The sequence below is a fragment of the Nostoc sp. genome, from assembly GCF_036917755.1.
Taxonomy (GTDB): Bacteria; Cyanobacteriota; Cyanobacteriia; order Cyanobacteriales; family Nostocaceae; genus Nostoc.
Window position 1 is genome coordinate 46588 of the sequence record NZ_JBALFC010000028.1, and the last position, 24706, is coordinate 71293.

The window sequence follows — 24706 nt, forward strand, 5'->3', positions numbered from 1 at the left end:
CTACTTCTATTTACTTAGAAGTTGTAGCCAAGTCCGAATAGTAGACCGACATCAGTTTCATCCATAAAAGCAGCATTTACAGCACCATTGAGCGTAAATTTAGAACCCAGAGGAATGTCTACACCACCAGTTAGCAGTAATCCAAAATCAGTATCCAGATTAGCTTCAATCGCTACGCCAGCACCTATGTAAGGAGATATAGTATAGGTTCTTTCGCCCACCGAACCTGCGACGCTGGGAGAAAAATCCAAAGTCAAAGGAACCATAAACAATGTATCATCCCCAAAGATCACCGATGGTCGCACTGATATGTTACGTGTCAGACCAATTTTGCTAATCGCTGCAAAGTTACCGTCACTCAGGGCTGTATCACCGCCACTCAAACCAATGTTACCAGCAACTCCGATGTAGCTTCTGCCACCACGAGTTGCCCTACCTGGCTCAACATTAGGCGTGTTTGCTGTTGGTGGTTGATTTAACTTACTGATGTTAATATCAGGCGGAATCAAGACTTGGTTAATTGCATGGATAACACCATTGCTAGCTTTGATGTCTGCCTGGATAACTCTGGCATTATTCACCTCGACTTGATTGTTAGCGCGATCGATTTTAATATTTACAGGTCTATCTTCATAGGTTTTCAGTTCCCCAGCCGAGAGTTGACTAGCAGTTACTGCACCAGGAACCACATGATATCTCAAAATCTTAATCAATGCTTCTCTGTTTTCTGGTTGCTGTAACTGCTGTAGGGTAGCAGCAGGCAAAGCAGCAAATGCTTCATCTGTAGGAGCGAAAACTGTATAAGGGCCAGGCTGTTGAAGAATGTCTGCTAAACCAGCTGTCTTTAATAAAGAAGTCAGAGTTGTAAGAGAACTACTGGATGCAGCAAGAGAAACAATATCGCTACCGGTTTGAGTTCCACCGACAATATACTGACTAGCTGGAAGATTGCTCGCAATCGGTTGTATCCGTCCCTGTTTAGCCAAAGCTTGATATAAAAGTGCCGCAGCTTCCGCACGAGTCAGGGGCTGTTGCGGATTGAGTTGTTTTACATTTGGATAATTAACAACAATATTAGATTGTGTTGCTGCTGTCACACCATTAACAGCGTAGTTCGGGATACTTGAGGCGTCATTGTAATAGGTGCCCAGATCACTACTTGCTCCAGTACTGCTAGTAGTCAAACCCAAACCACTTGCTAAAGCAACAATCCCCTGTACTCTGGGTATTTGTTGATTTGGCAAAAACACGTTCCCAGGATAGCCTGCCAAAAATCCAGTTTCGTAGGCGCTCTGAATTGCAGAAGCCGCCCAATAGCCAGAAGGAACATCACTAAATCCACCTGCGGTTAATTGCCGAACTCGGTTTTGGTTGCCGAAAGCTTTTTGAATTAAGGCGGCAAATTCAGCACGAGTCACAGCTTGATCGGGTCTAAAGGTGCCATCAGGAAAGCCAGCAATCACATTATTGTCTGCTAAGGCTTGAATGAAGGGATGCGCCCAATAATCTGAGGAAACATCAGATAAGTTAACTGATGAAGTCGGCGATGGTGCCGCAGGCGATGGTGTCGCAGGCGATGGTGTCTCAGGCGATGGTGTCGTAGATGGAACAGTAGTTTGAGATGAAGCTGGGGCGGAAATTAAGATGGGAGTTATTGTCGCAGCTGTCATTCCCAGAACTAGTAAAACAAACCTTCCTGATGACCAACGAAAGAAACTAGACATGGAAATATCCTCTTTTCAAATTCTTGGATTGACTATTGGAAAATACTGGATGCAAGGTTAAGTGAATACAAATATCGAGATGATTGTTTGGTTTGCCCCGATATGGAAACCAGAAATACAATCATTAACTCTGGAAAAGTCAAATGTTGGATATTATGAGTAGCTGCTCTGACACCTCATAACATTTATTCAAATGTTCACCACACATAGTTAGTCTAGAATTCCTATTTGATTTTTAAAGAACCACGGATGACACTAATAAAGATAATTAGTGCAACTAGGCGATTTTATTCAGTTATAAAATCGCAGTCAAGCAGTAGGAAAACTGGCTTTCAATAGCCATCTCTTTCTAATTGCCGAGCAGGGTTAATGCTGTCAAGATCAATGTATCATAATCTTTAGCAAAGTTTAAGAAATCAAATGTGTCTTGGCAATACGATACATTATTACTCTTGGATAAAAATTATACAACTAACTAATGGCTGGATTTCGAGGAAAAAGTTTCACCCTTTAGATAGTTGTCTGTGATGGAAAATGTTGAAATACTAGACTGGAGTTAGCGATCGCAATCAAAAATTTCGGGGATGATTGCGCCAAAGAATTTTGGCTAAGAATTATTTCTTCGCAAAAGAGAATTTTCGGGAAATTAACTCATAGATAAACTACTACAACACGGCGGAAGTTTGCCTACCTTAACAAGGGAGCATCTCAATGAGTGTAAAAGCTTTGTAAAACCTTACCTCAACGCTCTTTGTGGGTTCAAAGAGGCAGCAGGAATCTTGTTTATCAATGGGCTTAAGAGAGTGTTTTAAAGAAGTCGGAAGCGGTGTCCTTCGGCTTCGCTCAGGGTACAGTTTTGCAAGGTGAGGAACCTCCGTAAGACACTTCTCTTCTGGTGCGTCCGCTACGCGAACGTCTGAAAATGTCTTTAATGCAAAAATTTTGAATTTTGAATTGTTATCATGCCTTTGGGATGGTATTTGCTTAGTTTTTTCATTAATGAGAAAATATTCATGAGATACAAACTCTTGGGTAAAAGCGGGTTAAGAGTTTCTGAACTCTCCTTGGGAACCATGACCTTTGGTGAAGATTGGGGTTGGGGTGCATCTGTTGACGAAAGTCGTAAAATCTTTGATAGCTATGTAGAAGCAGGCGGTAATTTTATTGACACCGCCAACGGTTATACCGATGGTAGCAGTGAAAAAATTGTCGGTGAGTTGATTGGCTTAGAACGGCAACGCTTTGTAGTTGCGACAAAATATTCCTTTCCCTTGCGGATGAACGACAACAAAGGCTACCCTAACGCCAGTGGAAACCATCGCAAGAATTTAATCCAGTCTTTAGAAGGTAGCCTGAAACGGCTGAATACCGATTACATTGATTTATTCTGGTTGCACGCTTGGGATTTCACAACACCTATTGAAGAAGTCTTGCGATCGCTAGATGATCTAGTTCGTCAAGGTAAAGTACTTTATATCGGCATTTCAGATACCCCTGCTTGGATTGTTTCCCAAGCAAATACCATCGCCCAATACCAAGGATGGACGCAGTTTGTCGCCCTGCAAGTTGAGTATAGTTTAATTCAGCGAACACCAGAACGGGATTTGCTACCGATGGCTAAAGCTTTTGATTTAGCAGTAACACCGTGGTCGCCGTTGGGTGGTGGTGTGCTAACAGGTAAGTATAATCAGCCTCCTCAAGAGGGTAGCGAACAGGCGCGATTAGCAAATGCAGCATTAGGAACTATTTCAGAACGGAGTTTAGCCATCGCTGAAGTTGTTAGCCAAGTTGCAGCAGAAATTGGACACACACCCTCACAGGTAGCATTAGCTTGGTTACGCGCGCAAAGTGGCGTAATTATTCCGATCATTGGGGCACGTAAATTAACGCAATTTCAAGACAACTTAGCTTCAATAGAAGTCAACCTCTCCCCAGAACATTTGCAACGTTTAAATGAAGTAAGTAAAATTGAATTGGGTTTTCCCCATGACTTCTTGCAGAACGATGTAATTCGCGATCGCCTTTTCGGTGGTACATTTAATACCATAGAAAACCATCGCAGTTAACGCAATAGTCATATACAGTAACACATTCAGCCATTAATTTAATCTATCGTCAGAGAGTTTCCCATAGCCAAAAAAAATCTGTACAGTTAGATGTAAAAGGCATTAACGTAGAACTATGAGCGACAACACCATTTCATCACGTCTGTTTCCCACCCGCATTGACATTCCCGCCGAAGCGCGAGTGCAAATCGTGGTACTTCTCAACCAAACCTTAGCAGCCACTTTGGATCTGAAAACCCAGACAAAGCAAGCGCACTGGAATGTTAAAGGAACTGACTTCTACCAGCTACACCAATTATTTGATGAACTTGCTGGTGAATTGGAAGAATACGTCGATATGGTAGCTGAACGCGTCACAGCCTTAGGCGGATATGCTTTAGGAACAGCCCGCGCCGCAGCTAGTAATTCAATTTTGCCAGAATATCTCTTTGATATTTTAGATGGTAAAGACCACGTAACAGCGTTGTCAGATCGCTTTGCAATTTATGCTAAACATATTCGGGAAGCGATCGCTAAAACTGATGAATTAGACGACCTCGATACCGCCGATCTTTACACCGAAATTTCCCGCACCATTGACAAACGACTCTGGTTCTTAGAAGCTCATCTGCAAGTAGCAGAAATTAAGGCAGAGAATGGTAAAACGGGTACTACTAAAACTCAAAAGATACCTGCTGCTGTAAAATAGCCGCTTCTGAGAAACACTAGATTTAGTAGTAAGATGGTGCGTTACGGCTTTAGTCGTAACGCACCATCTTATATAGGGGTGCATTAGGCGCTTTGATCATATTTTTTGTGACAATTGGTTGAAGAAGAATGCAGAATTCAGAATTCACGCCGTGTGTGACTTTATCTCAAACCTAACCCCCAACCCCTTCCCTACAAGGGAAAGGGGAGCAAGAATCAAAGCCTCTCGACCTTTCGGGGAGAGGTTTGGAGAGGGGTGACAAGAATAAGTTGCACATCGTGTGAATTCAGAATCAAGACGCTCCAGGATGAGCTACCACTACGCTATCCGCTTTTTCGGTCAGAATTCAGAATGAATTCTGACTCCTGACTCCTGAATTCTGTTCGATAATTGACTTACAACAAGTAAGCCACTCATGCTGCAAAATAACCAAACTGCCGTCGAATTCCGCGATGTGACTTTTAGCCGCAATCATCGCCCATTGGTGTCAAATCTCAATTTCACCATCCGCCAAGGAGAAGCACTGGTATTACTTGGGCGCAGTGGTAGCGGCAAAACTACAACAATGAAGTTAATTAATCGCTTATTTACACCTACACAAGGCGAAGTTTTATTTGATGGCATTCCCACAACTGAATGGGATGAAATTAAACTGCGGCGAAAGATTGGTTACGTAATTCAAGAAATTGGTTTATTTCCCCATTTCACTGTAGAACGCAATGTCGGTTTAGTCCCTTCTTTGGAAGGTTGGCAATCTAAACAAATTAAAATGCGGGTTTATGAATTGTTGCAATTGGTGGGTTTAGAACCAGCACAATTTGCGGGACGTTACCCGCACGAACTTTCGGGAGGACAAAGGCAAAGAGTCGGAGTAGCCAGGGCTTTAGCAGCAGATCCGCCAGTATTATTGATGGATGAACCCTTTGGCGCACTTGATCCGATTACGCGCTTAGAATTGCAACAAGAGTTTCGGCATTTGCAGCAAGAATTAGGCAAAACAGTTGTTTTTGTTACTCATGATATTCAAGAAGCCTTTATTTTGGCATCGAGAATTGGTTTAATGTATGGCGGAGAATTGGTAGTATTGGGGACAACAGATGAATTTATGCGATCGCAACACCCAGAAAGCCTCGCCTTTCTTCAATGTCTGCGATCGGTGCCAAGCACTTTATGAAAGTTTTGGCATCGATCGCATACACTACTTTCAGGCTATTTGATTCTAGACATAAACTTTAACAGTTATCAGTTCGTTAAACATCGCCTATTTACAGCTACTCAACCCAGTTCTCTAACAACAGCGTAGGAATACCAGGTATCGCATTTACAAACTCTCTCTGGTGTGCATGAGTGACCGATCGCAATTAGTCATAAAATCATCAGAGAAATTGTCTAGACTGTCGATGAGCGATCGCCAGGGGTTATCTTTGTACCGACTTGGAAATAACGATCGCATAACTCATTTAGGACTTACGCAAAAACCCTCTCAAACTCTCATTCCTCCGTGACCTCTGCGTCCTCTGTGGTTCGTTTTCCGTTCCCTTTGCGTAAGTCCTATCATTATCTCTGCTCTGAGCGGTTAGCAAGATATTCATCTATAGTGACGGACTCACCATCTTTATATTCAGTGCGAACGGCTTGAATTTCTGCCTGTGTTTCTGCATCGTCTTCATACAAAGCTTCTTCGGCTTCAAAAATTTGTTGCTCAATTAGCTCTTGAAGTTGACGTTTTTCTGTTAAATCAAGGGAAGATATTGCTTCTGCTAAAGTTTCTAAGGAGAGTTGTAGTTTAACAATGGCTGGCATTTTTCTCCTATTGGGTGTGTTTTTTTCGCACTTTGACACCGTTATGCTGATTTTAACAGTTATATTTTGTCAAGCCCTCGCGCTTGTGGAGTGCGATCGCAGCAATTGGATTTGCCTAACTCCCGATTAATGTGATCGCCCTTTAATAAACTGCGATCACCTAAGTTGGCTTTGTCTACGCACTCCCCAACAAACTAAAGCGGTATTTCTCGTGCCGGGAGCGGTATTTCTCGTGCCGGGAGCGGTCTACCTCGTGATGGGAGCGGTATTTCTCGTGATGGGAGCGGTATTTCTCGTGATGGGAGCGGTATTTCTCGTGACGGGAGCGGTATTTCTCGTGATGGGAGCGGTATTTCTCGTGATGGGAGCGGTCTACCTCGTGATGGGAGCGGTCTACCTCGTGATGGGAGCGGTCTACCTCGTGATGGGAGCGGTATTTCTCGTGCCGGGAGCGGCGGTCTACCTTAAAACTTTTATGAAACTTAGGCAATTATTTCTACAGAAATCAACATCTAGTGATAAAACACCGAAAAATTACTAGGATCACCTGAAAATTTTATTAGAAAAAATGTGAGTTATGCTGAACCGGAATGCAGTTTAACTGAGGCAAGCTAGCAGAAGCATCTTATAAGGAATAAATTTATGGCTCGTCAAAAACGTACATCCCGCGTTTTAGAAAAAGCTCAGTTAAGATCATCTGGACTGAAATCGATTGTTCCAAACATCAAATTTGATCAAGATTATAATCTAGAAAAACTGATTGAGTCAACCGATCAGTTACGTATCAAAATTGATGTTTATAATACGGCTCTGTCTGTGGTTGACTCTTCTAAAACTGAAATTGAAGAAATGGAAAAAAACTTGAGTCAGCTTTCTGAGAAGATGCTGATGGTGGTTGCTATCAAGTACGGCAAAGACAGCCGCGAATATGAGATGGCGGGTGGTGTTCGCAATAGCGATCGCGCCCGCAAAATCAGGTCGAGCCGCTTGAAAAATGTTGCAGAACAAGCATTAGATGAGAATCCTAAAACTGCATAGTAGGGTGGTTATATTAAAGGCTAACGCACCATTTTTATAATTTATTGCGGTGCGTTATGGCGTTAGCCTAACGTTACGCTACGGCAATTAGAGGGTTAGCACGGTAGTAAATAGACCACGCGGGTAGGGGCACAGCAATGCTGTACCCCTACGACAGATGTGGTTCAAATACATGATTTCTGCTGTAATATGTGGCGGAGAATTGGTAGTATTAGGGACAACAGATGAATTTATGCGATCGCAACACCCAGAAAGCCTCGCCTTTCTTCAATGTCTGCGTTCCCTCCCCGACACTTTATGAAAAATTTCTTCCTCGTTAAGTATGCCCCAGAAATTCTTCAGCATACTCTTGAACATCTATTTTTGGTAGGCATTGCAATTGGAATTGCCATACTTATAGGCATTCCATTAGGTATTTTAATTACACGGAAAACTTATCTTCGCCAGCCAATTCTCGGCATAGCGAATATTCTCCAAACTATTCCTAGTTTGGCGCTGTTTGGCCTACTCATTCCTGTTCCCATAATTGGTGGAATTGGTGCAGTCCCAGCAATTGTTGCCCTGATTGTATATTCTTTACTGCCGATAATTCGTAACACTTACACAGGTATTACTGGCGTAGATCCAGCGATTCGGGAAGCTGGGAGAGGCATGGGGATGACAGATAGGCAATTATTATTACAAGTTGAGATTCCCTTAGCAATGGGAGTAATTTTAGCAGGAGTGCGAGTCGCAACAGTAATTGCTATTGGTATTGCAACCATTGCAGCAGCCATTGGTGCTGGTGGTTTAGGAGTATTTATTTTTCGGGGGATATCAGTAGTGAACGATCAATTAATTTTAGCTGGTGCAGTTCCGGCGGCGGTAATTGCATTACTGGCTGACTTTGCAATTGGCTGGTTAGAGAATAAATTAAAAATTAAAAATTAATGAAAAGATTTTTAACACTTTGCTTTTTATCTTTTGCCTTGTTACTGCTAATCACTAGTTGCACGCCAAATTTAAATACTAGCAGCAATGGCAATATTATTGTTGCTTCCAAAGATTTTACTGAACAAGATATTTTAGGGGAACTGTTAGCACAGCAAATCGAGACGACAACTAATTTAAAAGTGGATCGTCGCCCGCGTTTGGGTGGTTCTTTTGTTTGTCATAGCGCGATTACTGCTGGCAAAATTGACGCATATATTGAGTATACAGGCACAGCTTTTACTGGAATTTTAAAGCAAAAAGCAGTTAATGATCCTAAAGAAGTTTATCAGAAGTTAAAACAAGCTTATGCCCAGCAATTCAATCTGGAAGTGATGCCAAGCTTGGGTTTTGAAAACACTTTTGCGATGATTGTCCGGGGTGAAGATGCCAGACGCTACAACATTCAAACTATCTCCGAAGCTACTCAATATACACCACAATGGCGGGGTGGTTTTGGCTACGAATTTTTAGAACGGGAAGATGGTTTTCCAGGATTAGCTAAAACTTACAATTTACGTTTTGCTAAACCACCGCAAATCATGGACTTAGGTTTAATATATCGTGCTTTGATTCAAAAACAGGTGGATATGGTAGCGGGTAATTCCACTGACGGGCAGATTTCTCGCTTGGGTTTAATTGTACTAAAAGATGATAAACACTATTTTCCTCCTTACGAACCAGTGCCAATTGTCCGACAAGAAACTTTAAAAAAATATCCCGAATTAAGGAAAGCGATCGCTCAACTTACCGGAAAGATTTCAGCAGATGAAATGCGCCAACTAAACTATTTAGTTGAGGGTGAATTACGTGATATTAAAGATGTTGTCCAGGAGTTTCGGAAATCGAAGGGATTAAAATAATGAAGTCGGAAGTCGGAAGTCGGAAGTCAGAAGTACAGTTTTGTAACGGGGATTTTCTCTAATGTTGTCCATGCAAAAAGCTCCTTAACCACCTAATCGCTTCACTTGTTGTTTGCTCATTTGCAATTTGCAGACATTGCTGCACAATTTCTCTGACATTAGGAAAGTAGTTGCTTTCTGTAATCACATAACTTTCTGCCTGCAATCTATAAATTAATAACCGATTACTTTTTAGCATCCAGACCTCTGGCACTCGATAAGGTAAGTAATCATTAATGTCGGTGTAGCTTGTCACATCTATTTCAATTACTAAATCTGGTGGTGGTTCTGAGTCCCAATCAATTCTTTTTTTGCCTACTACTGCTCTCCAATTTTCAATGTAAAAGCAATAGTCTGGTTCAATACCACTAATTTCTGGCAAGCTCATGGTGATGGGCGTAAATGAGTCGTATCTTTGCTCTAAACGATCGAGCAAAACCTTAGCAATATCTGCCAGCAAGCTCACATCTCTTCCATGCTCTGGTAGGGGTGCCATCAGTAAAATTTCTCCTCTTCGATACTTAATGCGAGGCAAGGAGCGATCGCTTAGTTGCTGACTCAATACCTGATAATCTTGCCAGTCTCCTAAAAGTTTCAACACCGCGCCAGGTGGCAACTGGATTCTTTGTCGTGTAATTATGGTATCCATATTCGGCTGCTTCACTAATTGTCGAATAGTTTATTGTAGGGGCAGAGCAATGCTCATTGGTGTGCCCCTACAAAGCTTTATTTTCTCTTAGGTGTGACTCCCCATGAGCAGCTGGCGTGCGAATTTCATTCACTCTGGCTCTAAGTTGACTTAAGATTAGCCTAAATCGAAAAGCAAGATTTCTGTGCCGATCTTGGTGCTAATTTCTAACTGTTCTTCGCCATTGATTTGCACTCCATCACCTGCTCTGAGTTCCTCGCCATTCAAGTTAACTATACCTCGCGCTACTTGTAACCAGGCATAACGATCAGGTTTGACTTGATAATTGACAACATCACCATCCTCTAAAACAGATACGTATAAATCAACATCTTGGTGAATTATTACAGCACCATCGCGCCCATCTTTAGCAGCAATTAAGCGGAGTTTGCCTTGCTTTTCTTCGATAGGAAAAGTTTTTTGTTCATACCTTGGTGTCAACTCGTTTTCGTCAGGAAGAATCCAGATTTGTAGCAAGTGCAGTGGTTCAGTTGGTGAGGGGTTAAATTCGCTGTGGCTGATCCCAGTTCCAGCACTCATGATCTGGGCATCACCAGGGCGAATCACCGACCCCGTACCTAAGCTGTCTTTATGCTCTACGGCACCTTCTAAGACATAAGTGAGAATTTCCATGTCACGATGACTGTGCGTAGGAAATCCAGCACCAGGGGCGATGCGATCATCGTTGATCACTCGCAGAGAGCGAAATCCCATGCGGTTAGGATCGTAAAAACTTCCGAATGAAAATGTGTGATAACTATCGAGCCAGCCTGTTTGAGCGTGACCGCGTGCATTGCGATCGTGAATTAGGTGGCTAATTGTATTTTGAGACATAAGTTAACCTCGCTGTTAATTAGTTTTGAGTGTGAAAAAATTAAGTATTTAATTCTGAATTACTTTTGAACTATTTAAATAATAAAACATATACATATAAATTGAAAAGTACGCACTTAAAAGTGGCGTACTTACCAAAAATATACTGTGAAATTTTCATTTGAATCATTGAACAATAAAGATTCATCGTTTCAGGCTTTAATTAATCTAAGACTGTCAGCTTTGCAACTATTGCAACTTGACGCAAAAACCCTCTCTATTTCTCCTCTCTCTGTGTTGCGCCAGTTGCTTCTCCCAAGGGGAGACGCTGCGCGAACAAGTCGGGGAACCCGACGCCAGGTGCTTCAAGTCGGCGGAGCCGTCCAACGCACTGGCTCCCCAACGCACTGGCTTCTCTGTGTCTGGAGTGGTTCGTTTATTTGGATAATTTATTTCTTGGAAATCCCTTAAATGATAAGCCCCTGACTTTAGGCATGGAGTCAATCTAAAATCTAAAATCCAAAATTGTTTGACAGGATAAATAAGATATGCCTAAAAAAAAGCAGAGATGGCGATGTCTACGATGGGCTACGCCTACGCTCAAAGGAAGATTTTTCTCACAAATTAGCCGTTATAAACAGAGTGATTTCATCGTCAAGAGACTCGATAGTAGTCAAGTGCGATCGCTAATCTTAGCAGTTCTGTTATTTTTCTTGTCTGTGGGAGGAGTGCTAGTTACTACCCAGGTTTGGGCATCAACTGCGATCGTCCAAACTCAACAATAGCCTTTAGGGAGAGAGGTGATACCGTGCTAGCTCTCTCTCCCCAAAAGTGCGATTATCATTCTTATTAGCACTTGAATATAAGTTTAATGGATCGCAAGGGGTAGATGTAGCGATCGCATCTTTGATCTTTAGTCGGGCAGGTCTTCCTGTTTTTTTTCTGACAAAAGCATAGCTGGACATGCGAGCCAGCAGACTCCTGCCCAAGTTCATTCTATAAAGTAGCGTTGACGAGTTTTTTTACCAATTGGCAAAATCGGGGATGGCAACGCATTGCTTACCCCTGGCTTTGGTAAAACCCTGGAACTAGCAGATTTTATACAGCACTCAGCCTGACATGAGACTGCTAATTTTATCTAAAATTTCAAATTCAAAATCTCTTAACTCCTTGGTGTACGTCGGTTTTTCAGAAAATCAGGTATATCCAATCCAGGTTTTTCTTTTGGTTCTGGAGTTGGAGTTGGGGTTGGAGTTGAGGTTGGGGGATTAACTGCGGGTTGCTGTGTTGTTGGTCGCTTCGAGGTATTAGGTGCTACTCGAATGTTAGCCACGCTTTGTTGTACTACCGCTTGCACTTCACCTGTAAACCCGGTGGCAATTACAGTAATTCTTACCTCACCTTGGAGTCTGTCATCAATTACAGCCCCAAAAATAATATTGGCGTTGGGATCAACTACTTCATAGATTGCTTCTGCGGCTGCATTCACTTCATGCAGGGTGAGGTCAGTACCACCAGTAATATTAAAGACAACACCTCTAGCGCCTTCAATAGAACATTCTAGCAACGGAGAAGAAATAGCTGCGATCGCAGCTTCTCTGGCTCTAGATTTTCCAGAACTCACTCCAATTCCCATCAATGCCGATCCCGCATCTGCCATCACAGCTCGGACATCAGCAAAGTCAACGTTTACTAAACCGGGGATCGTGATGATATCAGAAATACCTTGCACCCCTTGACGCAGCACATCATCTGCATAGCGAAAAGCTTCTTGCACAGGTGTTTGTTCGGGGATCACTTCCAACAGTTTGTTGTTAGGGATAATGATCAGCGTATCTACTCTACTTTTTAGTCCATCAATACCTTGTTCCGCTTGGCTGGTGCGGCGGCGTCCCTCAAATACAAATGGACGTGTGACTACACCAACAGTCAGAGCGCCCATTTCTTTGGCTATTTCTGCCACGATTGGAGCTGCACCCGTCCCAGTACCACCGCCCATACCAGCAGTGATAAATACTAAGTCTGCACCCTCTAAAGCTGTAGCAATTTCGTCCCGTGATTCCTCAGCTGCCTTTTGACCAATAGCAGGATTACCACCTGCTCCCAAACCCCGCGTTAGCTTCTGTCCAATTTGCAATCGACTTGGAGCGCCAGCTAAGGTAAGAGCTTGGGCATCAGTATTAATTGACCAAAACTCTACCCCAGAGACATCAGACTCGATCATCCGGTTAACAGCATTGCCACCACCACCACCGACACCAATCACTTTGATGTTGGCGACCCGACCAGGAACAATCTCCCCAATTCGGCTATTTTCCGCAGAAATCTTCTTATTATCGTGACTTTGTCCGAAGTTCAGCCCAGAGTTATTAAAAGGATTAGTCGAGTTAACTGCCAGAGAGAATCCCGGCTGTCCCGCAGATTGGGAATTTTTATAGGTAAGTCCTTGGTTATTATCAAGTGTCATTGGATTTGTGAAAGGGTAGATAAACGACTTTTTCAGGTGTTATTCACCTCAGAGTCAACTTTAGTTTGACAGTGCCACAATACTATGGCACTGTTCCTTATTGTTTTCACTACTGCCAAGCCTAACAGAATTGGCAGGGCGAAAATTTGCTATGGGATAAGCTTTCAGGACAGCCGATCGCACAGCCAATTCTAGAGAAGTATACCGACATTTATCTAAAATTGACTTGTATAACTTCAACCAGACATTAATCTCTTCATTCTTCTGGGCGTAGGGCATAACTTGTAAAGACATACTATAGCGCCTCTTCTCTGCCTCAACAATAATATTGTTAATAGGTTTCACCATTGGGGATGATTGCAACTTTAGACACAAAACTTACGTTATACTTACTTATCCTTAAGGTTCAAGTCAGCAAGAATTTACTTGTCAGACTATACCTGATTAACTTGTTCTTTGGGTGGTCTTAATGGACACTTTGTTGCAGCAATAGTCTATCCTACGAGAACTCTCACTAGTGTGATGAATGGGGAGTGGGGAGTGGGGAGTGGGGAGTGGGGAAATTAAACCGCTTAACATCGGGTAGCCAGTCTCGTGGGCGGGTTTACCGACTTGAGAGAACTGGTATCGGGGTTTCAACCTCCCTTGGAAAATAGGGATTTTTTCGCCCACCCAACTCTTAGAGATGCTACGCGTAGCTTGCTTCCCGAAGGGTACGGCAAGTGTTAAAGTGAGCCTGTCGAACTGCTCAGGGCATCGCAAGGGGCGATGCTTAAAACCTTGTTTCGGGGCTAGTTTTCTCTTCTACTCCCTACTCCCTACTCCCCACTCCCCACTCCCTACTCCCTACTATTAGATGTTAGGGTAACAATTGAGAATGTTTTACTTGCAATGGAGATTTTATGATTGATCTTCTCATTTTAATTAGAAGTTAATGCCGATTTTCGTGCGGTTTGCCAGAAAACTGAAAATAATAAATATATTTATCAGCATAAAGCTTCTTATTTTACTCGGAGCTATCAATAGATTAAACACGCTAGATGTTTTTAGGGATTTTGGGAGTTAATTTTTGGTCTTTCTGGTTCATTTGTACTAAGGGAAATTCGGGATTTTTCAGATCAATATACTCTATTTGACTGGAATTGAGTTTTGCTCCTAAATGGCGCATTTGGGCGAGTACCTTAATTTGTTCAGACAACTGGGGGCCTGGAGCGCCGAGATGCACATTTCCTAGTTCTGTTTTCAAAATTAAATTCGTGGGATTTCGACAATCAATTTCCATTACGTTCACGGGACTTTGGCTGATAGCTTGATGAAGTTGAGTCCAGTAAAGGCAGTATTGTTTTGGTGAGCCAATTACTCTGAGATTGGGTAATTTGCTAGTGGGATTCAGTGATGTGTATTTTTCTAAAGGCATCCAGACCCCACTTGCATCTAATAAGCCGATTATTACTTTTTTGTTACCAGATGTTTGAGTCACCGCTACAGGAACTCGTTCTTGAATTTCAATGATTAACCCAGGAGGAAACAGGCGGCGTCTGACGATCGCTTCGGCAATAGTTGGTTGTTTCTTCAAAGAGTTAGCGATCGCCGCAGGTTCAATTCGCCATAAAGACTGGGGGTAAGATAGCACCAACAATGACTGAGCTGTTTCATCCGACAGTAATTTATCGCCTGATTTCATCAGTATTTGTTTGGGAGCTTTTAGCATCCACACTGGTTGGACTGCCACCCAGAATAATCCACCCGTCAAACCAATAATGGCAAAGGTTCGCCAAATAGCCTGAATAATTTTCATCCGCCTGTGCCGACGTAATTTCTGACGACGCTGGGCTAGATTCGTGCGGGAAACTGATATTATGCCAGCCATTCAAACCCCTTTGTGGTTGCAATCTAAATTCCTTAACGCGATCGGATCATTCTTAATTTCAGTAAACAGTGTTGGCATCTGTTAGCCGATCTCCTCAATACTTTTTTATTTTTAGTAACACTTTACAGTAACTACACAGATTATGGCGCTAGCGATCGCTCCGATTCAAGTTTCCAGTGTCCATTTTTAACTGACTGTAGTCTTTTTGACAAGTTATTTTGGAAGATTTTTCCCTAAAGATTACCAAATATTAATTTAGATGTTGAGGATTTTGTTTCCTTGACAAATTTAACCTTAAATGATATATAAGTATTCCTAAATCTCTGTGTACTTTGCTATAATTCATACTAGTTCTACTCATCAGCCATACAAACTGAGAACCATGTTCGCTTGTAGCTTTTTTTACAGATTTAATAAGCCTAAAAATTTTTGGCAGGTCAAATAAAAGCTAGAGATTGTCAAAACCTCAATACTAGGTGTAAAAATTAAGGACAGATATGCTTCAGGTTATTAGGGTCAATTAAATCTCTACCATACTACTGACAGTAAGCTACCTAAAATAGTGTATTTTATAAGACACTAGCAACTTGCGAGTTAATCGGATGCCTACATCGCGGATCAAGATTACTTATATAAAAAAAAACGGATTAGACTGCATCTACATACACATCTACATACACATCTACATACATGAAAACGACATTAAATTTATCACGTTTTTATAAAGCATGTAACCCCAGCTACACGCTAAATATAAGTAACGTCCTAGATCGGCAGTATTACATAGATTTTGCTGATGTACGTGGTTGCAAGATTGTCGAAGAATTGCAACGGACTATTGTTCGGATTTCTCCTGATGAGCCAACCTGTCAGTTATTTACGGGTCATATTGGCTGCGGTAAGTCAACGGAATTGCAGCGCCTGAAGACAGAACTAGAATTGGCGGGATTTCATGTGGTTTATTTTGAGTCGAGTCAAGACTTAGACATGGCGGATATTGATGTCAGCGATATTTTACTGAGTGTAGCCCGTCAAGTCAGTGCTAGTTTAGAAGGCATTGGCATGAAACTCAAAGCTGGTTACTTTACCAATTTGCTTAAAGAAGTAGGCGATTTTTTGCAAAGCCCCATAGAACTTTCTGGACAAGCAGAATTGTCCTTGGGTATTGCCAAAATTACTGCCAAAACCAAAGATAGCACTCAGATGCGGAATCAACTGAGGCAATATCTGGAACCACGTACCAATAGTATTTTGCAGGCGATTAACGAAGAAATTTTAGAAAAGGCTGTTGAACAGCTAAAACTGCGGGGTCAAAAAGGATTAGTAGTGATTGTAGATAATTTGGATCGAGTGGATATGCGTCCCTTAGCATCCGGGCGATCGCAACCAGAATATCTTTTCATCGACCGAGGCGAACAGTTACGCCGACTCAAATGCCACTTAGTTTACACAATTCCCCTAACGTTAATTTTCTCCAATGAGTACGAGACACTAAAAAATCGCCTGGGGGGAGGGATTGCGCCAAAAGTACTGCCAATGGTATTAGTGCGGCAAAGAGATGGCAGTGATTACGAACCAGGGATGTCACTAGTGCGCCAGTTAGTTTTAGCAAGAGCTTTTCCAGAAGTTCCTTTGAATGGCAGGCTTTTATTAATTACAGAATTATTCGATCACTCTCAAACGTTGGATCGTCTATGTCGGGTTAGTGGTGGTCACATTCGTAACTTATTGGGTTTACTTTATAGCTGCCTACAACGACAAGATCCACCTTTTTCTAAAGACTGCTTAGAAGCCGTAATTAAGGACTACCGCGACGATCTGCTATTAGCTATTGATGAATTCCAGTGGGAATTATTGTTTGAAGTAGTGCAGCAGCAGAGAGTTAAAGGTGAGTCTGATTACCAGAGCTTACTAAGAAGTATGTATCTGTTTGAATATCGCGATCCTCTAGGACGCTGGTTTGGCATCAGTCCAGCCTTAGCAGAAACAGAAAAAGTTTTGGCTTGGCAACAAAACAAGTAACAGTGCTGGGTAAGTCATTTGTCCTTTGTCCTTTGTCGTTGGACTAATGCCCCATGCCCCATGCCCCATGCCCCATGCCCAATAACCAATGACTAATGACAAGCAGCTACACATTTACAGCAAAGAAAACCAGCAAACTTTGCAAAGACTGATTAGAGCGATCGCGCTTTCCAAAGGTCAATTTGCCCTGATTTTAGTTCGATGTAACTATGGGCTATTACGTGAGCAAATGTTAGTGAATATTCGCTCCATCAGCAAAGACATCAATATCAGAGAAATCGTTCTCAATCCATCAACTACTTCCTTACATAGCACAATAGTCTCAGAACTATCTTTAGATAATCCTGCCGTCCTTACAGACTCTTTGCCATCTGCTGTGATGGTTTTCGGTATTGAGTTAACTATCGACCTGGAAAACTTACTTACAGGCATTAACCAAGCACGAGATATCTATGCCGTGACTTTTCCATTTCCCGTGGTGTTGTGGCTACAAGATGAAGTAGCATCATTGCTTTCAAGATTAGCGCCTGATTTCAAAAGCTGGGCTGCGACGACTATTAAATTTGAAATGGCCAAAGCAGATTTAATTGCTTTGATCCGTCAAGAGGCAGAATCTCTATTTGACAAAGTTTTAGAAGCAGGTGCCGAAACATTTTTATCTAATGCCTTCCTCGATTTAGATCCCAAGTCCCAACAACGCCACGAAATAGAATCAGCCCGTAATGATTTGCTGCGCCTGTATGGTGTTCACTTAACACCAGGATTAGAAGCTAGTTTAGAATTTGTGTTGGGGCGAGATAAATACGCCAACGATCAAATTAATGGGGCTTTAGCCAATTATCAAAGAAGCCTAGCGTTATGGCAGCAGGAAGCAACCAGAGTGGCAGAATCGGAGAGTAATTCTTCTTTGCCCCTTTCATCAAATTCATCCCCTTATTTTGTGCCCCCTTCGTCTTTACTCAAGCAAGCAATAGTACTATTCCACCTGGGGCTGTGTTATCACCGGATGGCAGACTTATACCAGAATACTAATAGTAATTATTGCGAACATGCTCTCTTGTGGTTTAAACAGTGCTTAGAGCTATTGGAGCAGGTGCAAAGAGAAGACTTAGTTGCTAAATTTATTTTGCCTGCTTGTGAAATGCTGCAACGCTTACAGGCTTGGAATGACTTAAAAGAATTAGCTCAAAAGTCATTACGTCTACATCAAACTTATGGAACTCCCGCACAAGTTGCTCAAAATTATGGCTTTTTAGCAAATGTGGCGCTTTCTGAGTCCAATTGGTTACTGGCTTATGAATTAGCGAATACAGCACTTTCTATCTCCGAAGAAGTAACACAAGTTTCTCTACGAGACGCTTTGCAAAGACGACGACAAGAAAGTTGGTATCTTCTCTTGCTAGCACGTACACAGAGACATCTGGGTGAGTCGGAGGAAGCTATCAATAACTTGGAATGGGCGAGGATAGTTTGTGAGCTACAACATCAGCCATCACTTTACCTAGAGATTTTAGAGGAATTGCGATCCCTTTACTTTTTTGAGCGTCATGACTATACAGAAGCCTTTAAGCTGAAGCAAGAAAAAATTCAAATAGAACATCAGTATGGCTTTCGTGCCTTCATCGGTGCAAGTCAATTGCAGCCGCAACGCCCCAGAATTAACCCAGTATTAGAAACTCACAAAATACCGTTTATTCCTGAAGAAATTGCCCAAGAAATATCTGCTTCTGGACGGCAGCAAGATGTTAATCGCTTAATTGAAAGAATTACCCGCGCTGACTACAAACTCACAGTAATTTATGGACCATCAGGCGTAGGTAAAAGTTCAATTCTCAAAGCTGGTTTAGTCCCAGCACTAAAGGGAAAAGCTATCGGAGAACGTATTCCTATACCTATTGTTTTGTCTGTTTATACTGATTGGATTACAATCTTGATCAGCAGTATCAACCAAGCGCTGGCATCCACAGGAATATCAGTTAATCTTGACTCTACACCCACTATACTGCTTGAAAAAATTCGGTTAGCATCTGAGCGGAATTATACAATAATTATCATATTAGATCAGTTTGAAGAATTTTTCTTTGTTAGTAATCCTCCCACACAAAGAATAGAATTTTACAACTTTTTTACTGAATGTTTAAATATTTCATTTGTCAAAATTATTCTTTCATTAAGAGAAGATTATTTACATCATTTATTAGAATTTGAACGTTTGAGCCAGAAAAATAGTTCTGGATTATATGATTTAGGAGTAATTAATAAAAATATTCTCGATAAGGACATTCGCTACTATTTAGGAAAATTCTCTAGCCAGGATGCCAAAGCCATAATTCATAGTCTTACGAAACGTTCACATTATGAACTGAGTGAGGAATTAATTAACCGATTAGTGCAGGATTTAACAGGAGAACTAGACGAAGTACATCCAATTGAATTGCAAATAGTTGGCGCTCAACTACAAATAGAAAACATTACCACACTCGGACAATACAAGCTTTCGGGCGGCTCGACAAAATTGGTGGAACGCTGGCTTGGGGAAGTTATCAAAGACTGCGGTCAGGAAAACGAAGAGTTAAGTTGGAAATTATTATTTGAGTTAACTGATGAAAAGGGGACACGACCGTTAAAAACTAAAGCTGATTTAGCGGCGGCATTAGTTAATAATCATGATATAGAGACAATATCAAGCTTTGACACAGTTGGGGAACTGATTTTAGAAATATTGGTGGGTTCAGGCTTGGTGTTGCGAATCAGAGAAGAGTTAGGCGATCGCTACCAACTAGTTCACGATTATTTAGTTGAACCAATTCGCCAAAAAAATAACTATGGCATGGTTGCCGAATTAGAAAAAGTGAAACTTGAAAAAACTAAAGCTGAAGTAGCCCAAAAATTTAGTCAAAAGCAACTCAATTTGGTATTGCAACGGCGACTGCGGGAAGCACGGATTGCAGGCGCAATCCTGGCAATCATGGGAGGAACAATAGCAGTATTATGGTGGCAAGCCGACTTGCAAAAAAGAGCAGCAATTAGCCAAACTCTACGAGCTGAACGCAGTGAAACCAACTTGAAAATTAGTGCGATCGCTGCTGCTAGTGAAGCTTTGTTTGCGTCTAATAAAGAGTTTGATGCCCTATTAGAAGGTTTGCGGGCTTGGAGAGGACTTAAACAGGCAGAGGTCGTGCAACCTGATACCCGAATGCGCGTGGTGACAGCCCTGCAACAGGCAGTTTATGGCGTAACCGAGGTTAACCGCCTGGAAGGGCACACTGATGTTGTCTGGGGAGTAACTTTCAGTCCCGATGGTCAATTGCTAGCATCAGGTAGCCTAGATAAGACGGTGAAACTTTGGCGTCCTGACGGCACCTTACTCCAAACCCTCAAAGGTCACACTGATGCTGTTAATTGTGTAAGTTTCAGCCCTGATGGTCAAACCCTAGCCTCCGCCAGCCTCGACAAAACAGTGCAAATCTGGCACAAAAACCCTGTTACAGGTAAATTTGACCCCAAGCCATATAAAACCCTGAAAGGACAGGGAGATTGGGTTTATAGCGTTAATTTCAGTCCTGATGGCGAATTGTTAGCTACTGGTAGTAAGGATAAAACCGTAAAACTCTGGCGCAAAGACGGTAGCTTAGTAAAAATACTGAGAGGACATCAAGGGTCAGTTAACTGGGTAAACTTCAGTCCTGATGGTCAATTCATTGCCTCGGCCAGCGACGACAAGACAGTGAAAATCTGGCGACGGGACGGTAGCCTTGTTACAACTTTGCAGGGACATCAGAAAGCTGTGATTGTAGCTGTTTTCAGCCCGGACGGTAAATTTTTGGCATCAGCAGGTCGAGATAAGACAGTGAAACTTTGGCTCAGGGAGAGTAACAGTACTAAAGACGGTTTTGACTTTCGTCCTTACAAAACTTTACGGCAGCATAGTAGGACAGTGTGGAGTTTGAGCTTTAGTTCCGATAGTAAAAAGTTAGCTTCCGCAGGTGAAGACAAAAGCATAAACCTCTGGAGTATCACTGGTACTTTACTCAAAACCTTCAAAGGACACAGTGATTATGTTGTCAGTGTAGCTTTCAGTCCCAATAACAAATTGCTGGCTTCAGGAAGTTTCGACAAAAGTGTGAAACTATGGAGTTTAGATGCCCCAACACCCTCTATTCTTGAAGGGCATCATAATCGAGTTCTGAGCGTTGCTTGGAGTCCCGATGGCCGGATGCTAGCTTCTGGTAGTAGAGATCGCACCATCAAACTTTGGCAACGATACACCAGTAATGGCGAGGTCAAAACCCGACTTTACAAAACTTTAGTGGGGCACACAAATCAAGTTTCTAGTGTCAGTTTTGACCCCAAAGGTGAAATGCTGGCCTCAGGAAGTAATGACAAAACTGTGAAACTTTGGCGGCTTGATGGTACTTTAATCATGACTCTCCAAGGGCATAGCGATAGTGTGATGAGCGTGAATTTCAGTCCTGATGGTCAGTTGTTGGCATCAGCTAGCAAAGATAAAACAGTGAAACTTTGGAACCGTCAGGGCAAGTTGCTCAAAACCTTAGTGGGGCATCAGGGTTGGGTAAATAGCGTCAGCTTCAGCCATGATAGTCAGGTTTTAGCCTCTGCCAGTGATGACCAAACTGTTAAACTTTGGCAACGGGATGGTACTTTACTCAAAACCTTCTCGCCCAATGACAGCTGGGTGACGGGTGTCAGCTTTAGTCCCACTGACGAGTTATTGGCTTCTGCTAGCTGGAATAACACCGTGAAACTGTGGCGACGGGATGGTACGTTGTTAAAAACCTTATTAAAGGGGTCTAGCGATAGCTTCAATACCGTGACTTTCAGCCCGAATGGTGAATTGCTCGCCGCCGCCAATTGGGACGGTACAGTGAAACTTTGGAGCAGTGACGGCAAATTAATTAAAAGTCTCAATGGGCATCGCTCTTCGGTATTAAGTGTCAGTTTTAGCCCAGATGGTCAAACACTAGCATCAGCTAGTGATGACAAGACGATAATTCTGTGGAATTTAAATCTTGATGATCTGCTTGTTCGTGGTTGCAGCTGGATGGACGATTACCTCAAGCACAACCGCAATCTTGAGGAGCGCGATCGCCTTCTTTGTGATGGTATAACTCGTAAAAACCCTTTTTAATTACGAATTACGAATTAGATTAAAGCCTCAACCAGCAACCGCTCTTGGTTTAGCGGTTGATGAGGCGATCAAAGTTGTTAATTCTGAGCTAGAAACTTATTTCGAGATGATCAGCCGTATGAGCGATCGCTCTCCAAAATCTCGTGGCTATTTTCTTCGGGAGCCTCTTGTGGCAAATTCGCTAAAAATGCTTGTAGTCTCATTCGCTCAATGTAAGGCCAGCCTCCCTCAGACTCAATATCTTTCAGTAGTGAGTAGAGTTGCCGACGGTTAACAGGCAAACTCTCTTGAAAAACCCCATCCCGGATCTCTCGGTGTAACTGCTCCAATTGCCGCAGCAAAGCCAAAAGAGCTTCAGTATCGCCTTGACAACCTTGAACAGCATCATACACCACAGTTGCGATCGCTTGCTGTTTCCCAGACAACTCTCCTGATTCAAAATTTTGATTATTGGCCATGCCACCCTTTCCGTATAAATAATCAGATCAACTCAAATTTACCGGAGATTTTTAATTTTCCCTAGCTTGTCAGTCTAGATTCATTGAAATCGGCGGGAAACTCCATCCCAAGAGTGGGTGGAGAGGGATGCCGCCCCGCCGCTTGGGGCATTGGGCATTGAGCATTGGGCATTGCCAACTTCTTCGCTATGCCCCATGCCCCATTCCCCATGCCCAAAAACTCCATCCCCTTGTCGTTGGAGTTTTTTATTAGCTGTCACAACCCCTGTCCGCTTGTCCACTTGCCCTAGCCAGGGGTAAATATAACTAGATTTGTATCTTTATCAAAAGCAATTGCGATCGCTCCTAAAAGAGCGTAATAACCCTTACCATAGCCTCCACAGCAGCTAGATGCGATCGGGACAAGATTTTTTTGATTAAGAGTACTTTGATTTTGAGTTAAAAAAAATCGTATGATCTGGCTGATTTCCCTATAAAACAATGGACTGTATGTAGTAGCGTCACATACATGATACAAAAAGACTTGGGCGACGCCGCTTTTGCCATAGGCAAGAGCAAAGTGCAAAGCAGACAATCTAGACGCCCAAACACTTGGTTCAACTCTGGAAATCAGAGCAAAGCCGTGTCCGAGCAAAAATAGCTTTTCGCAGAGTAGCGGCTTCTCATCAGAGATCAAAGCTTCGATGCAGTTTTACAACAAATCTATTAATTTTTGAGATTGAGGTTGACCATGAGGTATCGCGCTTTAATTGTTGCATTCTTGGCTTTGTGCCTGGGGCTAATAACTGCTTGTAGTGATGCTCCTGCTAGTAGTAGTAGAGATGTACTCACTTACGATCAAATTCGCGGGACTGGCTTGGCTAACAAATGCCCCCAACTAGCAGAAACAAGCCGTGGCTCCATTCCCATTGATTCTAGCCAGTCCTATGCCATCAAAGAACTTTGCTTGGAACCAACCAGCTTCTTCATCAAAGAAGAACCTGCTAATAAACGGCAAGAAGCAGAATTTGTTGCTGGCAAATTGTTGACCAGATACACTTCTACCATTGACCAGGTGCAAGGTAAACTAAAAATCAACTCAGATAATAGCTTGACCTTTGCGGAAACTGATGGTCTTGACTTCCAAGCCATCACTGTGCAACTTCCTGGTGGTGAGCGAGTACCTTTCCTCTTCACCATCAAAGACTTGGTTGCTCAAACACAACCCAGTTTGACCAGTATTAACACCTCCACGGACTTTAAAGGCACCTTCAAAGTTCCTTCCTATCGTGGTGCTGCCTTCCTAGATCCCAAAGGTCGTGGTGTTGTCAGTGGCTACGATAATGCCGTGGCTCTCCCCGCCCAAGCAGATGATGAAGAACTTACCCGCACTAACGTCAAGCGTGCAGAAAATCTCAATGGCAAGATTTCTCTGCAAATCGCTAAAGTAGATAACTCTAGTGGTGAAATTGCTGGTACTTTCGAGAGCGAACAGCCATCTGATACAGATTTAGGTGCTGGTGAACCTAAAGAAGTCAAAATTCGCGGTCTATTTTATGCACGGGTTGAACCGGCTCGTAGCTAAATCCTCTAAAGTAACGCATGTACTTACAGCAGTTTTCAGGGATCTAGGCCACGACTGAGATGGGCAATGGTGAATAAGGAGTGGTGTAGTTCAATTACTTGAAAAGCGCTGTAAGTATAACAAAGGGCATCTTGCCCTTTTTTATTGGCTTGCATAAATATACATAGGATTTTTTAATTTTTATTAGTAATTTTTAAAGATTGGATAAATCCCAGTTGAATAGACACGTAATTTTACTGTAAATCCAGCCTTTGCTGCTCCAACAAAATACTGAACACTATTTTTTTGTTTCTCTAAATTAACTTCATCATTAATTAATTCAAATTAAGTACAATCTCGGTTTGATATTTAGTGATTAATTTTATATTTTATTTGTATGTAGTTATAAAAAAACTACAGGTCATACCAAAGATAAATAACAAACTAAATATCGATTTCGCCAATTTAAATTTGCTTCGATTTTCAAGCAACCTATGGAATATTTA

21 protein-coding genes and 1 pseudogene are annotated in these 24706 nt (G+C 42.2%); 12 read left to right on the forward strand and 10 right to left on the reverse strand.

The features are described from left to right. Window positions 1-14: 14 nt before the first annotated feature. Window positions 15-1724 (reverse strand): fasciclin domain-containing protein, encoded by a 1710-nt coding sequence (locus V7L05_RS08710; protein WP_335163703.1) that lies wholly within the window; start codon window positions 1722-1724, stop codon window positions 15-17. 1013 nt (window positions 1725-2737) lie between these two features. Between V7L05_RS08710 and V7L05_RS08715 the strand changes: the two genes are divergently transcribed. The 3 genes from V7L05_RS08715 to V7L05_RS08725 all read left to right on the forward strand — a co-directional run bounded on the left by V7L05_RS08715 (window position 2738) and on the right by V7L05_RS08725 (window position 5652). Continuing rightward, window positions 2738-3790 carry an aldo/keto reductase gene (locus V7L05_RS08715; RefSeq protein ID WP_335163705.1) on the forward strand — a complete coding sequence of 351 codons (1053 nt, stop codon included), beginning with the start codon at window positions 2738-2740 and terminating at the stop codon, window positions 3788-3790. A gap of 115 nt (window positions 3791-3905) precedes the next feature. After that, window positions 3906-4478 (forward strand): DNA starvation/stationary phase protection protein Dps, encoded by a 573-nt coding sequence (dps, locus tag V7L05_RS08720; protein WP_335163707.1) that lies wholly within the window; start codon window positions 3906-3908, stop codon window positions 4476-4478. Window positions 4479-4893: 415 nt separating this feature from the next. After that, complete coding sequence (locus tag V7L05_RS08725) at window positions 4894-5652, forward strand: ATP-binding cassette domain-containing protein (protein WP_335163709.1); 759 nt, start codon at window positions 4894-4896, stop codon at window positions 5650-5652. Between the two features lie 383 nt (window positions 5653-6035). Here the strand turns inward: V7L05_RS08725 and V7L05_RS08730 are convergent, their stop codons facing one another. After that, entirely contained in the window at window positions 6036-6281 is a 246-nt protein-coding gene (locus V7L05_RS08730; protein WP_335163711.1) for a hypothetical protein, read from the reverse strand. A 211-nt stretch (window positions 6282-6492) separates the two neighbouring features. Here V7L05_RS08730 and V7L05_RS08735 point away from each other — a divergent pair, with 211 nt between their 5' ends. From V7L05_RS08735 to V7L05_RS08755, 5 genes and pseudogenes are all read left to right on the forward strand, one after another. Beyond that, the gene (locus V7L05_RS08735) at window positions 6493-6822 is read left to right on the forward strand and encodes a hypothetical protein (RefSeq protein WP_335163713.1); all 330 of its coding nucleotides are present in this window, start codon (window positions 6493-6495) and stop codon (window positions 6820-6822) included. Between the two features lie 101 nt (window positions 6823-6923). Continuing rightward, window positions 6924-7319, forward strand: coding sequence for a hypothetical protein (locus V7L05_RS08740; RefSeq protein WP_335163715.1), 396 nt, complete (start codon window positions 6924-6926; stop codon window positions 7317-7319). A 193-nt stretch (window positions 7320-7512) separates the two neighbouring features. Next, a pseudogene (locus tag V7L05_RS08745) lies at window positions 7513-7620 on the forward strand (ATP-binding cassette domain-containing protein); the annotation flags it as partial. After that, window positions 7617-8249, forward strand: a complete 633-nt coding sequence (locus V7L05_RS08750) for an ABC transporter permease (protein ID WP_335000929.1) — start codon at window positions 7617-7619, stop codon at window positions 8247-8249. The pseudogene V7L05_RS08745 and the gene V7L05_RS08750, both read left to right, overlap by 4 nt. Continuing rightward, entirely contained in the window at window positions 8249-9151 is a 903-nt protein-coding gene (locus tag V7L05_RS08755) for a glycine betaine ABC transporter substrate-binding protein (RefSeq protein ID WP_335163717.1), read from the forward strand. The genes V7L05_RS08750 and V7L05_RS08755 overlap by 1 nt, the downstream gene beginning before the upstream one ends. Before the next feature lie 58 nt (window positions 9152-9209). Here the strand turns inward: V7L05_RS08755 and V7L05_RS08760 are convergent, their stop codons facing one another. Then, window positions 9210-9839: a Uma2 family endonuclease gene (locus V7L05_RS08760; RefSeq protein WP_335163719.1), complete on the reverse strand. Its 630-nt coding sequence runs from the start codon at window positions 9837-9839 to the stop codon at window positions 9210-9212. Window positions 9840-9995: 156 nt separating this feature from the next. Beyond that, window positions 9996-10712 (reverse strand): pirin family protein, encoded by a 717-nt coding sequence (locus V7L05_RS08765; RefSeq protein WP_335163722.1) that lies wholly within the window; start codon window positions 10710-10712, stop codon window positions 9996-9998. A 527-nt stretch (window positions 10713-11239) separates the two neighbouring features. Here V7L05_RS08765 and V7L05_RS08770 point away from each other — a divergent pair. Next, window positions 11240-11476 (forward strand): hypothetical protein, encoded by a 237-nt coding sequence (locus V7L05_RS08770; protein ID WP_335163724.1) that lies wholly within the window; start codon window positions 11240-11242, stop codon window positions 11474-11476. A gap of 377 nt (window positions 11477-11853) precedes the next feature. Here the strand turns inward: V7L05_RS08770 and ftsZ are convergent, their stop codons facing one another. From ftsZ to V7L05_RS08785, 3 genes are all read right to left on the reverse strand, one after another. Next, a complete protein-coding gene (gene ftsZ, locus V7L05_RS08775) occupies window positions 11854-13158 on the reverse strand; it encodes a cell division protein FtsZ (RefSeq protein ID WP_335163725.1) in 1305 nt (434 codons plus the stop codon). Between the two features lie 60 nt (window positions 13159-13218). Next, window positions 13219-13452 carry a hypothetical protein gene (locus tag V7L05_RS08780; protein ID WP_335163727.1) on the reverse strand — a complete coding sequence of 78 codons (234 nt, stop codon included), beginning with the start codon at window positions 13450-13452 and terminating at the stop codon, window positions 13219-13221. A gap of 742 nt (window positions 13453-14194) precedes the next feature. Next, window positions 14195-15028 carry a cell division protein FtsQ/DivIB gene (locus tag V7L05_RS08785; RefSeq protein WP_335163729.1) on the reverse strand — a complete coding sequence of 278 codons (834 nt, stop codon included), beginning with the start codon at window positions 15026-15028 and terminating at the stop codon, window positions 14195-14197. Between the two features lie 690 nt (window positions 15029-15718). Here V7L05_RS08785 and V7L05_RS08790 point away from each other — a divergent pair. Together V7L05_RS08790 and V7L05_RS08795 are read left to right on the forward strand one after the other, a co-directional pair. Further along, window positions 15719-17050 carry a P-loop NTPase fold protein gene (locus V7L05_RS08790; RefSeq protein ID WP_335163731.1) on the forward strand — a complete coding sequence of 444 codons (1332 nt, stop codon included), beginning with the start codon at window positions 15719-15721 and terminating at the stop codon, window positions 17048-17050. Window positions 17051-17138: 88 nt separating this feature from the next. Further along, window positions 17139-22199 carry an nSTAND1 domain-containing NTPase gene (locus V7L05_RS08795; RefSeq protein ID WP_335163733.1) on the forward strand — a complete coding sequence of 1687 codons (5061 nt, stop codon included), beginning with the start codon at window positions 17139-17141 and terminating at the stop codon, window positions 22197-22199. 110 nt (window positions 22200-22309) lie between these two features. On the opposite strand, the gene V7L05_RS08800 is transcribed toward V7L05_RS08795, so the two are convergent. From V7L05_RS08800 to V7L05_RS08810, 3 genes are all read right to left on the reverse strand, one after another. Beyond that, window positions 22310-22657 (reverse strand): hypothetical protein, encoded by a 348-nt coding sequence (locus V7L05_RS08800; RefSeq protein ID WP_335163735.1) that lies wholly within the window; start codon window positions 22655-22657, stop codon window positions 22310-22312. Between the two features lie 80 nt (window positions 22658-22737). Further along, on the reverse strand, window positions 22738-22917 hold the full coding sequence (locus V7L05_RS08805) for a hypothetical protein (protein ID WP_335163737.1): 180 nt from the start codon (window positions 22915-22917) through the stop codon (window positions 22738-22740). Between the two features lie 26 nt (window positions 22918-22943). After that, complete coding sequence (locus V7L05_RS08810; protein ID WP_335163739.1) at window positions 22944-23231, reverse strand: hypothetical protein; 288 nt, start codon at window positions 23229-23231, stop codon at window positions 22944-22946. A gap of 156 nt (window positions 23232-23387) precedes the next feature. Here V7L05_RS08810 and V7L05_RS08815 point away from each other — a divergent pair, with 156 nt between their 5' ends. Beyond that, entirely contained in the window at window positions 23388-24221 is an 834-nt protein-coding gene (locus V7L05_RS08815) for a photosystem II manganese-stabilizing polypeptide (protein ID WP_335163742.1), read from the forward strand. The last annotated feature ends 485 nt before the right edge of the window (window positions 24222-24706 follow it).